The organism is Rhizobium halophilum, from assembly GCF_021648825.1.
GTDB lineage: Bacteria > Pseudomonadota > Alphaproteobacteria > Rhizobiales > Rhizobiaceae > Neorhizobium > Neorhizobium halophilum.
On record NZ_JAKJHS010000001.1, the window covers coordinates 512,434 to 524,858 of the forward strand.

Consider the following 12,425-nt stretch of genomic DNA (forward strand, 5'->3'; position numbering starts at 1 on the left):
CCTCCTGGTAAGGTTTGGCCCGGAGGCTAGTGGAAAAATGCGACGAATTGAAGTGCCGAAGCGCCCGCAGCCGCCTCAACCGGCCTAGCGCGTCGGCACAGGGCGGTTAACCACCTCAAGCAATGCCTTCTGCACGTATTCGTTGCCGGCAACGACATTGCGGCTGTCGAAGATATTGGTGGTGCCCCTCATGTCGCTCACAAACCCGCCAGCCTCGCGGATCAGAACCAGGCCGGCGGCCACGTCCCAGGGAGACAGATCCGTCTCCCAGAAACCGTCCATTCGTCCGGCGGCCACGTAGGCAAGATCCAGGGCCGCTGCGCCGAGACGGCGAATGCCTGCGACCTCGCCCATGACATGACGAAGCTCAACGAGGAACTTTCCGTGGTTGCCACGGCCAAGATGGGGGACGCCGCAACCGATCACGCAGTCGGAAAGGGCACGGCGTGCGCCTACCCGCAAACGGCGGTCATTGAGAAAAGAACCGCCGCCACGTTCTGCGGTGTAAAGCTCGTCGGTCGCCGGATTGAAGATGACGCCTGCAACGATCTCGCCGTTCCGTTCCAGCGCGATCGAGACGGCGAACTGCGGAATGCCGTGCAGGAAGTTGGTCGTGCCGTCGAGTGGATCGACGATCCAGCGATGGGCCCCATCGGTTCCCGTCTCCTCGCCGCCTTCCTCCCCCAGAAAGCCATAGGTTGGCCGCGCCTTCATCAGTTCGTCGCGCACGATCTTCTCGGCCTTCAGGTCCGCCTGCGAAACGAAGTCGCTGGGACCTTTCACGGAAACCTGCAGGTTTTGCACCTCCCCGAAGTCGCGAGACAGCGACTTACCGGCCTTGAGGGCAGCCTGGACCATGACGTTAAGAAGGGCGGAACGAGCCATACAGGAAATTCCTTGAAGTGCGGAAGCTTGCCCCGCACTGAGTTGCGGCGGGACGGATCTCTTGGCTTATGCAGTGATGGGCGGCTTCAAGACCATAAAACCGGGGCAAGTTCAAGTCTTGCACGGGAACCGGATTGTCATTTGCGCAATCCGTCGGCGCTTTCGGCGTCGACGATAGAGCCAGGCACCGCCCATCCAGTTCGCGACACTGTCGTTGGCAATCTGTGTCCCCTCGGCCTGACAGCCCTTTGCGGGCTGCCAAGACCCCGCGGTTCAGCGGCTGCGCTGGAACAGATTTGCGGCTTCGATCGCCTTTTTCTGCAACTCCTCGCTGATCCCCAGGTAGAAATCCTCCAGTTCGGGATCCTTGAGGCCCGCGCGGCGGGACAGCACATACCACTTGGCCGCCTGGACTGGGTCAGGCCGCGTTCCCAGCGCGTTGATGTAAAGGTGCGCAAGCTTGTTCTGCGCCACGACATTGCCCCGTAAGGCGGCAATGCGCATCCACTGAAAACCCTCCTCGTAGTCTCGCTCGCCGCCTGTGCCATTCACCAGCCATACGCCCATGTCGAGCTGAGCGGTATCGAAGCCGGCCTTCGCCGCCCGCTCAAGCCATAGACGCGCCTTGCTCTTCTTCTCCTCCGGCAATCCGCTGACGTAGACATAAAGCTGCGCCACGGCATACTGCGCATCCGCCAGTCCCTGCGCAGCCGCCTTCTCGTAGAACGGAAGCGCGAGCTTGAGCCCCTTTTCTCCCGGGTTGTCGGAAACGAGGATCTGCGCCCAGTTGAACTGCGCGGAGGCATTGCCGGCTTCGGCGGCCTTGCGCATGAACTCGTCGGCCTTCGCCTTGTCGCGCTCCACATGGCGGCCGGACATCAGCAGGAGCGCGTACTGAAACATGGCCGCCGGGTCGCCCTGCTCCGCGGCCTGCCCGTACCAGAAGGCAGCCGCCTTGGGATCGCGCTTGATACCGAGCCCCTTGGTCACCATCTCGGCGACCAGTGTCTGCGCCGCCGGATCTCCCTCTTCCGCACGCGGCAACGCCTTGGCAAGAGCGGTCACGTAGAGGCCCCGCTGATAAGCTCCATAGGCCTCATCGATCGGACCGTCGTAAGGCTTTTCGGGCGGCGCCGGCGGAAGCGTGACGCCCATTCTCTGATAAAGCTGCACCCCGCCGGATGCATCGAGGTCATCGGCTTGCTCCTCGGACGCCTCGCCTTCCCCTACCCGCCCCTTCTTCATGGGCTCGGTTCCGCGCTCGAGCGGCCGCGTTACCGCCGGCGGCGACTGCTGGGCGAAGACCGGCGGAACCGCCAGAGCGCCCGCAAGGGCGGTGACCAGAATGGCTATACCAGGACGAAGAGGGTGGGATGTGGACCGCATACGGGCCATCAAGCCTCAAACCGTGGCGCTTTTTCGTCCAAGAGAGCATTGACGGTTGCCACTGCCGCGGCAGTCCCGTCCGGATGGTTGAAGACAGCCGTTCGCAAAGCCACGAACTCGGCGCCCGTTTCCGCCACGGCCAGCACAGAGGAAACGTCGCTGCCACCCATGACGATACAAGGGATCTCCACCATGGAAGCCCACCATTCGCCAAGCCCCAGGTTCTTGGGGTGGGGCTCCGGCTTGATGTCGCCGTCGAGCTTGCCAAAGAAGATGTAGTCCGGCTGTGCCTCACCGATCTCCAGCGCCCGGTGGCGATCAGGCGCCCCTCCGGCGCCCACGATCATCTTTGGCGTGTGCTTAGCCAAGGTGTCGCGCAGATCCTCGATGCCGCCTTCGAAATGCAATCCGTCGGCCTTCGCGCGTCCTGCGATCCGGCTGTCGCCGGCAATCAGCGCCGCAGCACCATGGGCCTGGACGATCGGCACGAGGCGCTCAGCCACATTCTGGAACTGCTGGTCGTCCCGATCATATTGCGGCAGGATCACTGTGGCCACGTCGCCGGCGGCGAGCGCGTCTTCGAGTTGCGTCGCCTGCTGATCGAGGTTGTCGCTCGGGGGCAGGATCAAAACGACTCTGCAACGGTCGTCGGGTTCTCTCATGGTGTTTCCTGTTCGGCATTTTTGTGAGACGAGTATCGGTCGCCCCTCCTCCGATCGATAGACCGGACCGATACTTGGATCAACTGCCCGTCATGCATCTGGATCTTGCGTTCTTCGCCGCGGCTATCCCCGCCGTGCTTCTTGTCGGATTGTCGAAGGGAGGTTTGGGAGGCGCATTCGCACTGATGGGCGTGCCGATCCTGGCGCTGGTGGTTGACCCGCTGCAGGCCGCAGCCATCTTCCTGCCGATCCTGATCATCATGGACATCGTCGCACTCTGGGCCTGGCGCAACCACAATGATCAGCGCACGCTGCTGATGATCCTACCCGGCGGCATCATCGGCATTGCGTTGGGCTGGGCAACTTCGGCCTATGTCTCGCCGAATGCCCTCAAATTCGTGATAGCCGTGTGTACCATCCTCTTCGCCGCCCGATATTTCTATCAGGTCTACGGGCCTCATTCCGCAAGGGAGCAAGTTCCCAAGGAGCATCGACCCGTCGCGGCGACTGCCTGGGGGACGCTCGCCGGATACGCAAGTTTCGTTGCCCACGCGGGTGGGCCGCCCTTCCAGATCTACACCTTGCCGCTCAAACTCGACCCCAAGTCCTATACCGGTGCAAGCGTTCGTTTTTTCGCGCTGGTCAATGCGATCAAGCTGATCCCCTATTTTGCGTTGGGTGCTCTGGACTTCGAAAACCTTGTCGCGTCAGCAACACTGTTTCCCATTGCGCTCGCCGCAACCATGATGGGCGCCTGGGTCATCCATCACCTGAAAACAGAGGTTTTCTACCCGCTGACCTACGGCCTCGCGCTTGTGACGGGCTTGAAGCTCCTCTGGGACGCAGTGATCTAAGGGCGAGACTCCAGATCGGTCTCCGGCGGCTCACCAAACCGACGACCGCCGACGTGGCGCCCGATCTCGAGATAGAACACGAGGCGGCATAACCCGTAGATCAGGGCGGTCAGGGCAAAGAGGCTGCCCGCGACGACCAGTCCCAGGCTCAACGACTGCGGCAGGTCCAGCAGATAAACAGGCAGCAGGACCACCAGTGATGAAATGGCGAGCGAAATCCGCATGAAGACGCCCCCGATGCCGTCCCAAAGCACCCCTTCCAAACGAAGGAGTTCCCGGCGCAAGACGGCTGCATCTCTTGCACCGGTGATTTCGCGGCACGCTTCTTCGAAGATCTGATGGTATTCCCGTCCGGCAAGGCTCATCCCACTTCCTCCCACGCGAGCTTAGGACGGGCAGCATGGCGACACAAGAATGGCTCGCGGCCTCATGCTGCATCGCACAATCCGCTTGATGGGTTTTCACCTTTGCCTTAGCTTGAAGCAATGAGCAGCACCGACCCCTTCAATGCCATCGCCGATTCGAACAGGCGCCATTTGCTGGAGGAGCTTCGGCGCGGTCCGAAGACGGTCAACGAGCTGGCGAAGGGCCTGCCAATCAGCCGTCCCGCCGTATCTCAACATCTCAAGGCTCTGTTGGATTGCAAGCTGGTTACGGTCAGCAATGCCGGAACGCGGAGGGTCTACTCCGTCAACAACCAGGGCTTTGACCGGCTCAATCTTTGGCTGGATCAATTCTGGTCGTGACCGGAGCCACGACCAGAGAAGTCGGGAAGGATCAATAAAACCGCGTTGTGCCAGGAACTGGGTTACACGCTGGCGAGCGGCAGGACGTATCCACGCCTTAGTGGCGCGTGGAGGCCTTCAGACGCTCCAACTCGTCCTTGAGACGGAGCTTGCGACGCTTGACCTCGGCGATCTCGCGATCGTCAGAGGAAGGAGAGGACAGGATGGTCTGCAATTCGTCCTCCAGAGCACCGTGCTTCTTTTCAAGCGATGCAATATGAGCCTGAATGGTCATGTCGGCATGTCCTCCTTAGATAACCTGCCCGGCCATCCCTATGGCCGAAGCTTGGGGTTTGCGAAGGAAGTGTGACACGATCGAACTGGTTTGTCGAAGGTGGAATCATGACTTGATTGGGGCAAATTGGTGGCCCTGCATAACTTCCAGTTAATGCCGATTGATGGTAGGAGCTTGCGCACATCGGCAGCAGTCGACAGAAGGTTTGAGTGGAATGGGGACAGCGATCATGGCGGACCAGGAACAGGCGGATATTCGGCTGGCACTGGCAAGACTTCGCCAGGAGCATGAAGATTATGATGCCGCGATCAACGCGATGATCCAGGTCGGGTGCGAGGCGCTGCGCATCCAGCGAATGAAGAAGAAGAAGCTTGTGATCAAGGACAAGATCACCCAGCTCGAAGACCAAATTCTTCCCGACATCATCGCCTGAGGAGGATGCACCCATGGCCTCCGACCGCCCCGCCGTCGCTATCATCATGGGAAGCCAGTCCGACTGGGACACCATGAAGAATGCCGCCGACACGCTTGACCAGCTCGACGTGGACTATGAAGCGCGAATCATCTCCGCGCATCGTACGCCGGACCGACTCTTCGACTTCGCAAAGAGGGCTCGCGACGAAGGCTTCAAGGTTATCATCGCCGGAGCGGGCGGCGCTGCCCACCTCCCGGGCATGGCGGCTTCCATGACACCCCTCCCGGTGTTTGGGGTGCCCGTGCAGTCAAAGGCCCTTTCCGGACAGGACAGCCTCCTCTCGATCGTCCAGATGCCTGCCGGTATCCCCGTCGGGACGCTGGCAATCGGCAAGGCGGGCGCAGTTAACGCGGCGCTGCTGGCCGCCGCTGTTCTGGCGCTCACCGACGACGATCTGGCCGAGCGACTCGATGAATGGCGGGCGGCTCAAAGTGCTGCCGTTGCGGAATATCCCATGGACAAGGAAGCATGAACGTCACCACCATCGGAATTATCGGCGGTGGCCAGCTTGGTCGCATGCTCGCCATGGCAGCTGCGCGCCTGAACGTCCGCACCATCATTCTTGAGCCGCAATCGGACTGCCCGGCAGCACAGCTTGCGAGCGAACAGATCGTGGCGCAATACGACGACCCTTCGGCGCTCGAAGCGCTTTCACGGGCCTGCGACGTCGTCACCTATGAGTTCGAAAACGTGCCGGTATCGGCGGCAGAACACCTGCAGGCGACCGTTCCTGTCTACCCACCGCCCAAGGCGCTTGAGGTGGCGCAGGATCGGCTGACCGAAAAGCGATTCCTCAACGACTGCGGCATTGCCACCGCGGACTTCCGGGCCGTCGACAGCCAGCAGGACCTCGACCTCGCGCTTGCCGACTTCGGCGGACGCGGAGTGTTGAAAACCGGCAGGTTCGGCTATGACGGCAAGGGACAGCGCGTCTTCCGCTCGTCCGCCGACATGCCGACCGGCGTCTTCCATGCCATGGGTGGCGTTCCTCTGATTCTCGAAAGCCTCGTCCCCTTCGAGCGAGAGATCTCCATTATCGCGGCGCGTGCCCGGGACGGAACTGTCCTGGCATATGATCCTGCTGAGAACGTCCACCGAAACGGCATCCTTCACACCTCCGTGGTTCCCGCGACTGTTTCCGAATCGACGGCGGCTGCGGCACAAGACGCCGCCAAGCGTCTCCTCGACGCGCTCGGCTATGTTGGCGTGATTGGCATCGAGTTCTTTGTCATGGCCGACGGCGGCCTCATTGCCAACGAGATCGCCCCACGGGTCCACAACACAGGCCATTGGACGGAAGCAGCCTGCGTGGTTTCGCAGTTCGAGCAGCACATTCGTGCTGTTACAGGCCTGCCGCTCGGTGATCCCTGCCGCCATTCCGACTGCCGGATGACCAACCTCATCGGCGATGAGATCGAGGATGTCGCGTCATGGCTCCAGCGCCCGGACGTGCTCGTCCATCTCTATGGCAAGGCCGAGGCCCGGCCGGGCCGCAAAATGGGGCATGTTACGGAGCTCACAGGACCGAAAACGCCGTCCAATGGTTGACAGGCTGTATGGCTCGGGTTATCAGCACGGCCAACATCGAGCGCGCCCTTCTCCTCGGGAAAAAGCGGCGCGCTTTTCAATGTAAGAGACAAGCGGGCCAAGTCGCTCGTAAAATTTGCGGACGAGAACAATGAAGATCAAGAATTCGCTGAAAGCGCTGAAGGCCCGTCACCGCGACAACCGCCTGGTTCGCCGCAAGGGCCGCATCTACATCATCAACAAGCAGAACCCGCGCTTCAAGGCCCGCCAGGGCTGATCGGCAGCGACTGGCGCACCCGCGCCATTCACATTGTCGAAAGTTCGGATTTTCCGGTTTGATCTTCGGCGCATGCGGATTACCTATATCCGCATGCGCCGAATTGTTTTGACCTCAGCCCTGCTGGCAGCCTTTTTCGCTGCACCTGCTGCCCTATCGCAGCAAGGGCCTCAAGCAGCACCCGCGGTCGTTGCCGACGATGCTCTCGACACTCTCTTCGATGCGCTGAAACGGGAGCGCGATCCAGGCAAGGCTCGCGGTCTTGCGCAGGAGATCATGACGGAGATCAGCGCCTCCGGCAGCGCCACCATCGATCTGCTCATGCAGTGGGCGGCCACCGCAATCGGCGAGAAGCGGAATGCCGCTGCGCTTGATTTCCTCGATCAGGTGACCCTGCTTCAGCCGGATTATGTTGAAGGTTGGAACCGTCGCGCCGGCCTGCACTATGGAATGGGCGACAAGCGCAAGTCCATGGCTGACATCAATCAGGTCCTGCAGCGAGAGCCGCGTCACTTCGGCGCCATTGCCGGCATGGCCGCAATTCTCTCCGACGCCGGCCAGGACGAACTGGCACTCAAGGCATGGCAGCGATATCTAGAGGTCTACCCAGCCGATCGCGACGCGCAGGAAGCGGCCATCAAGCTCTCCGAAAAACTTGCAGGCAGCCGAACCTGATCATGCTGAATTTTGCCATTGCCGTATCCGTCGTTATCGTCGGGCTGATCCTCGCTGCCATGGGTTTCTCCGCCTGGAAGGCTCATGCAATAGAGCAAAGGTTTCCCAACCGCGGCGAGTTGACCGACGTAGGCGGCTTTCAGATGAACGCGCTGCACATACCGGCTGGTCCCGACGCCGATCTGCCGCCGATCGTCTTCATACACGGCGCCGGCGGTAATTTGCGCGATCAGGAGGCGGCCTTTCGCCCTACACTCGAGGGTCGTGCCGAGCTCCTGTTTGTCGACCGCCCGGGCCACGGCTATTCCGAACGTGGCGGCGAGGAGAATGCATGGCCCGATGGCCAGGCGGCAGCCATCGGGAGCTTGATGGAGGCCCGCGGCATCGACAAGGCAATCATCGTCGGCCACTCTTTCGGAGGCGCCGTCACGGCGAGCTTCGGCCTCTACCATCCCGAGAAGACACTCGGGCTGATCTTCCTCGCGCCGGCGAGCCACCCTTGGCCGGGCGGCGTCGACTGGTACTACGAACTTGCAGCAACGCCCTATCTCGGCTGGCTCTTCACCCGCACCGTGCTCGTGCCTGCGGGCCTGATGCGGCTCGACAAGGCGACGAAGAGCGTGTTTGATCCAAACCCGCGTCCAGACGAGTACATGGAGCATGGCGCGCCGGCTCTGGCAGTCCGGCCTCGCAGTTTCCGCAACAATGCGATCGACGTCGTTAATCTAAACGACTATGCCCGCCGCGTGGCGCCAAGCTATCGCACAATCGAGGCCCCAACCGTCATCATCAGCGGTAGCCGCGACGGCGTCGTGGCCGAGGAAATCCACTCGGTCGGTCTCAAGCTCGACATCGACGACGCGGAATTGGTGTGGATCGACAAATGCGGCCATAAGCCGGATTATGTGGCGACGGATGTTGCCATCGCGGCAATCGAGAAGCTGGCTGGCCGCGAGCGTGATCTGCAAGGCACGGCCAGCCGACTTGACGTCCGCGTCACAAGTGACCGCGCCGTGACAGAGCCGCCCGGCGCACCCCTGGAGCCCTAGATCCCGCTCTGGCCGTCGCTGCCGATATAGGCGATGCGCAGCATGTTGGTCGCCCCAGGCGTACCAAGCGGCACCCCGGCCGAGATGATGATTCTGTCGCCTGCCTTGCCGAAGCCTTCCGACACGACGATGCGGCAAGCGCGGTTCACCATGTCGTCGAGATCCTCGGCGTCCTTGGCAACCACGCAGTGCAGGCCCCAGCAGACCGAAAGCCGGCGGGCTGTCTGGACGATGGGCGAGAGCGCGATGATCGGCACCTGCGGCCGCTCGCGCGACGCACGTAGGCCCGTCGTTCCCGAAGAGGTGTAGGTGACGATGGCCGACAGCCTCAGCGTTTCCGCAATCTGCCGCGCCGCAAGTGAGATGGCATCGGCGCCGGTGGCTTCCGGTGTCGGACGCTGGGCGTAGATGATGTTAGAGTAATATGGGTCACGCTCAACGGTGCTGGCGACCGAGGCCATGGTGGAGATCGCTTCCACCGGATAGTCGCCGGAGGCCGATTCTGCCGACAGCATGATGGCATCCGCGCCTTCGAAGACGGCCGTCGCAACGTCGGACACTTCGGCGCGTGTCGGCACCGGCGACGTGATCATCGATTCCAGCATCTGGGTTGCAACCACGACCGGCTTGCCGGCCCGGCGACAGGCGCGCGTCAGCTGCTTCTGCAGCCCGGGCACTGCCTCGAGCGGCATCTCCACGCCGAGGTCTCCACGGGCGACCATCAGCGCGTCGGAAAGCTCGATGATCTCCTCGATGCGCTCAATTGCCTGCGGCTTTTCGATCTTGGACATGAGACCAACGCGGCCGCGGGCGATTTTGCGCACCTCCGCAAGGTCTTCCGGGCGCTGCACGAAGGATAGCGCCACCCAGTCGATCTCGTTCGTCGCCAACGCCGCATCGAGATCGGCACGGTCCTTGTCTGTCAGAACGCCGACCGGCAGCAGCGTGTCGGGTAGGCTGATGCCTTTGCGATCCGAGATCTTGTTGCCGGAGACGACGGTGCAGACGATCTTCTTGCCGTCGGCCTTCTCGGCCCGCAGAAGAAGCTTTCCGTCGTCGATCAGCAGCCGGTGGCCCGGCTTCACTGCTTCCAGGATTTCCGGATGCGGCAGGAAAACGCGCGTGGAATCACCCGGCTCCTCACGATTGTCGAGCGTGAAGGTCTGCCCGGGCTCCAGGGTCACCTTCGTTTCGGCGAACTTGCCAACGCGGAGCTTCGGCCCCTGAAGGTCCGCGAGTATCCCGATCGGACGGCCGCAACGTTCCTCGACAGAGCGAATGCGCTGAATCAGCGTGCGCATCATCTCATGGCTGGCATGGCTCATATTGATGCGGAACAAATCCGCGCCTGCCTCATGCAGCTTCTGGATCATATCCTCTTCGGAAGATGCCGGGCCAAGTGTGGCGAGGATCTTCACCTTGCGGTTACGCTTCATCAATTCTGGCCTTCCTGCGTATTTGGAGTGCCCGGGCTTGGGGCATTCGCGCTTGGTGCGTCCGAAAGCTGCACCATCCAGCTGCCCTGGCGCCCCGTGTCATATTCCTTGAAGCCCATGCGTTGATGGCCGCGCGTGAAGCAGTCTTCGACGCCGACGATTTTGAATTCGTTCTCGGCGACACACATGTTGACGTCGCCCGTCCAGCGACCGCCCCGTGCGGCGTCCTCGGCATAGAGATAATAATAGCGGGACTGAAGCTCGCCCTCGATCAGGGTAGCGCAGGTCGAGGCAGGGACCTGCCACCAGCCTTCCGTCGTCCATCCCTCCTGCGCGCGATAGCCGATAGCAACCCCGACGAGGTTCTGGGTGCCATTGCAGACGCGGAAATCCGCATGCGCCGCTCCGGCGGCAAACATGGGCGCACCGAAAGCGGCGACTAGGGCAATCGCCGGCATTAGGCTGAAGGAGCGGGAAAGAGAGAAATGGGATAATTTCGTCACGGCTTCCGATGGGACCCCATGGTTATTCACGAAGCACCTTCTCACCCGGCAGGGGGGGAAAGTCAACGCGGGTTTAATCGATTGTACCGGCCCGACGCCGGCGCGAAAGAGACCAAGCTTGCACCTTCAGACGTCGCATGCGATCAACCGAGGCTTCTCCGCAACATACCAGAATAAGCTGACCGACCATGCAAGACTTCGTTCCGTTCGAGATAGTAGAAGGCGATTATGACGGCGGAATGGTCTTGCTGGCCGACCACGCCATGAACCGCCTGCCGCCGCAATACGGGAACCTCGGCCTGCCCGACAGCGCATTTGGTCGACATATCGCTTTCGACATCGGGATCGAGGGATTGACGCGCAGGCTTGCCGCACGCCTCAACATACCTGCCGTCCTCGGCTGCTTCTCCCGGCTGCTGATCGATCCCAATCGCGGCGAGGACGATCCGACGCTGATCATGAAGATTTCCGACGGTGCTATCGTGCCGGGCAACTATCCCATAACAGAGGATGAATGGAACCGGCGGCTCGACACCTATCACCGCCCCTATCACCGTGCGGTGGAGCGGACGCTCGCAAAAGCCGGCGCGTCGGGACGTGCCCCTCTCGTCATTTCGCTACATTCCTTTACGCCCGCGTGGAAGGGTGTGCCGCGTCCCTGGCACGCCGCGGTGCTGTGGGACACGGACCATCGGGTCGTTCATCCTCTCCTCGCGATGCTGCGCGAAGACGAGAAGCTGGTGATCGGCGACAACGAGCCTTATGATGGTGCGCTGCGTGGCGACACCATGTATCGTCATTGCATGACGTCCGGCACCCCGCATGCGCTGATCGAGGTACGCCAGGATCTGATCGGCAGCGATGCGGGCATCGAAGACTGGACTGAGCGCTTCGCCCCTATCTTGACCCGCCTGAATGAAGATCCGCTTCTTCACCGCTACGAGCGCTTCGCCTCGCGCACAGGCCCCTATTCCACCTAACCCTAAGGATCGGAGCACGACATTGACCAAACTCGGCGACCCTCAGAAAACGGAACTCGAGGCGGCAGCCTTCCGCCGTCTTCTGCAACACCTGCGCGAGCGAACCGATGTGCAAAACATTGACCTGATGAACCTTGCCGGTTTCTGCCGCAACTGCCTCTCGAACTGGTACCGCGAGGCCGCAATGGACAGTGGCCTCGATGTCAGCAAGGAGCAGTCTCGCGAGATCGTCTATGGCATGCCGTATGAAGAGTGGAAGAGACTCCACCAGAACGAGGCCAATGGCGATCAAAAAGCCGCATTCGAGCGAAACAAGCCTGTTGATCACTAAGACCTGGGTCGATTCGACTTGACCTTCGGCGCCCTTCGCGGCAGGTGACACGACAATCTCAGAACCCGCACTAGAGGAGACCCTCGATGTCTGATGCTCATGGCGTCGCCCGCGACCAACTCCGCGCATTTGTCGAGCGCATCGAACGACTGGAAGAAGAAAAGAAGACGATCGCCGACGACATCAAGGATGTCTACGGCGAAGCCAAGTCCATGGGCTTCGACACGAAAATCCTCAAGAAGGTGATCGCGCTGCGCAAGAAGGACGAGCAGGAGCGGATGGAAGAAGACCTGATCCTCGACACCTACCTGCAGGCTCTCGGTATGATCGAGGGCGCTCCGGAACAGGACGCCGCATAAGCGACC

General features: G+C 61.5%; 18 protein-coding genes. 11 read left to right on the top strand and 7 right to left on the bottom strand.

Going from position 1 to position 12,425, the window contains the following annotated elements:
* Positions 1–84: 84 nt before the first annotated feature.
* The 3 genes from LXM96_RS02665 to LXM96_RS02675 all read right to left on the bottom strand — a co-directional run bounded on the left by LXM96_RS02665 (position 85) and on the right by LXM96_RS02675 (position 2,933).
* A complete protein-coding gene (locus tag LXM96_RS02665) occupies positions 85–885 on the bottom strand; it encodes an inositol monophosphatase family protein (protein ID WP_239996800.1) in 801 nt (266 codons plus the stop codon).
* Positions 886–1,158: 273 nt separating this feature from the next.
* Positions 1,159–2,271, bottom strand: coding sequence for a tetratricopeptide repeat protein (locus tag LXM96_RS02670; protein WP_394801880.1), 1,113 nt, complete (start codon positions 2,269–2,271; stop codon positions 1,159–1,161).
* A gap of 8 nt (positions 2,272–2,279) precedes the next feature.
* Positions 2,280–2,933: a thiamine phosphate synthase gene (locus LXM96_RS02675; RefSeq protein ID WP_239996802.1), complete on the bottom strand. Its 654-nt coding sequence runs from the start codon at positions 2,931–2,933 to the stop codon at positions 2,280–2,282.
* A 92-nt stretch (positions 2,934–3,025) separates the two neighbouring features.
* Here LXM96_RS02675 and LXM96_RS02680 point away from each other — a divergent pair, with 92 nt between their 5' ends.
* Positions 3,026–3,787 (top strand): sulfite exporter TauE/SafE family protein, encoded by a 762-nt coding sequence (locus LXM96_RS02680; RefSeq protein ID WP_239997190.1) that lies wholly within the window; start codon positions 3,026–3,028, stop codon positions 3,785–3,787.
* Here LXM96_RS02680 and LXM96_RS02685 read toward each other — a convergent pair.
* Positions 3,784–4,152 (bottom strand): hypothetical protein, encoded by a 369-nt coding sequence (locus tag LXM96_RS02685; protein WP_239996803.1) that lies wholly within the window; start codon positions 4,150–4,152, stop codon positions 3,784–3,786. The two genes, LXM96_RS02680 and LXM96_RS02685, sit on opposite strands and share 4 nt — an antisense overlap.
* A 120-nt stretch (positions 4,153–4,272) precedes the next feature.
* Here LXM96_RS02685 and LXM96_RS02690 point away from each other — a divergent pair, with 120 nt between their 5' ends.
* On the top strand, positions 4,273–4,533 hold the full coding sequence (locus tag LXM96_RS02690) for an ArsR/SmtB family transcription factor (RefSeq protein WP_239996804.1): 261 nt from the start codon (positions 4,273–4,275) through the stop codon (positions 4,531–4,533).
* A gap of 97 nt (positions 4,534–4,630) precedes the next feature.
* Here LXM96_RS02690 and LXM96_RS02695 read toward each other — a convergent pair whose 3' ends face one another.
* Positions 4,631–4,807, bottom strand: coding sequence for a YdcH family protein (locus LXM96_RS02695; RefSeq protein ID WP_239996805.1), 177 nt, complete (start codon positions 4,805–4,807; stop codon positions 4,631–4,633).
* A gap of 229 nt (positions 4,808–5,036) precedes the next feature.
* Here LXM96_RS02695 and LXM96_RS02700 point away from each other — a divergent pair, with 229 nt between their 5' ends.
* The 6 genes from LXM96_RS02700 to LXM96_RS02725 all read left to right on the top strand — a co-directional run bounded on the left by LXM96_RS02700 (position 5,037) and on the right by LXM96_RS02725 (position 8,810).
* Complete coding sequence (locus LXM96_RS02700; RefSeq protein ID WP_239996806.1) at positions 5,037–5,240, top strand: YdcH family protein; 204 nt, start codon at positions 5,037–5,039, stop codon at positions 5,238–5,240.
* Between the two features lie 13 nt (positions 5,241–5,253).
* A complete protein-coding gene (gene purE, locus LXM96_RS02705; protein WP_239996807.1) occupies positions 5,254–5,754 on the top strand; it encodes a 5-(carboxyamino)imidazole ribonucleotide mutase in 501 nt (166 codons plus the stop codon).
* Positions 5,751–6,830: a 5-(carboxyamino)imidazole ribonucleotide synthase gene (locus tag LXM96_RS02710; RefSeq protein WP_239996808.1), complete on the top strand. Its 1,080-nt coding sequence runs from the start codon at positions 5,751–5,753 to the stop codon at positions 6,828–6,830. Before purE ends, LXM96_RS02710 begins: the two co-directional genes overlap by 4 nt.
* Before the next feature lie 130 nt (positions 6,831–6,960).
* Positions 6,961–7,086 carry a type B 50S ribosomal protein L36 gene (gene ykgO / locus LXM96_RS02715; RefSeq protein ID WP_006726873.1) on the top strand — a complete coding sequence of 42 codons (126 nt, stop codon included), beginning with the start codon at positions 6,961–6,963 and terminating at the stop codon, positions 7,084–7,086.
* A 72-nt stretch (positions 7,087–7,158) separates the two neighbouring features.
* Entirely contained in the window at positions 7,159–7,761 is a 603-nt protein-coding gene (locus LXM96_RS02720; protein WP_239996809.1) for a tetratricopeptide repeat protein, read from the top strand.
* A gap of 2 nt (positions 7,762–7,763) precedes the next feature.
* Positions 7,764–8,810: an alpha/beta fold hydrolase gene (locus LXM96_RS02725; protein WP_239996810.1), complete on the top strand. Its 1,047-nt coding sequence runs from the start codon at positions 7,764–7,766 to the stop codon at positions 8,808–8,810.
* On the opposite strand, the gene pyk is transcribed toward LXM96_RS02725, so the two are convergent.
* Both pyk and LXM96_RS02735 read right to left on the bottom strand, forming a co-directional pair.
* Entirely contained in the window at positions 8,807–10,246 is a 1,440-nt protein-coding gene (pyk, locus tag LXM96_RS02730; protein ID WP_239996811.1) for a pyruvate kinase, read from the bottom strand. The genes LXM96_RS02725 and pyk overlap by 4 nt on opposite strands.
* A complete protein-coding gene (locus LXM96_RS02735) occupies positions 10,246–10,704 on the bottom strand; it encodes a DUF1036 domain-containing protein (RefSeq protein WP_239997191.1) in 459 nt (152 codons plus the stop codon). The genes pyk and LXM96_RS02735 overlap by 1 nt, the downstream gene beginning before the upstream one ends.
* 233 nt (positions 10,705–10,937) lie before the next feature.
* Between LXM96_RS02735 and LXM96_RS02740 the strand changes: the two genes are divergently transcribed.
* The 3 genes from LXM96_RS02740 to LXM96_RS02750 all read left to right on the top strand — a co-directional run bounded on the left by LXM96_RS02740 (position 10,938) and on the right by LXM96_RS02750 (position 12,419).
* Positions 10,938–11,729 carry an N-formylglutamate amidohydrolase gene (locus LXM96_RS02740; protein ID WP_239996812.1) on the top strand — a complete coding sequence of 264 codons (792 nt, stop codon included), beginning with the start codon at positions 10,938–10,940 and terminating at the stop codon, positions 11,727–11,729.
* 22 nt (positions 11,730–11,751) lie between these two features.
* The gene (locus LXM96_RS02745) at positions 11,752–12,060 is read left to right on the top strand and encodes a DUF1244 domain-containing protein (protein ID WP_239996813.1); all 309 of its coding nucleotides are present in this window, start codon (positions 11,752–11,754) and stop codon (positions 12,058–12,060) included.
* An 86-nt stretch (positions 12,061–12,146) separates the two neighbouring features.
* Positions 12,147–12,419 carry a DUF2312 domain-containing protein gene (locus LXM96_RS02750; RefSeq protein ID WP_239996814.1) on the top strand — a complete coding sequence of 91 codons (273 nt, stop codon included), beginning with the start codon at positions 12,147–12,149 and terminating at the stop codon, positions 12,417–12,419.
* Positions 12,420–12,425: the final 6 nt, after the last annotated feature.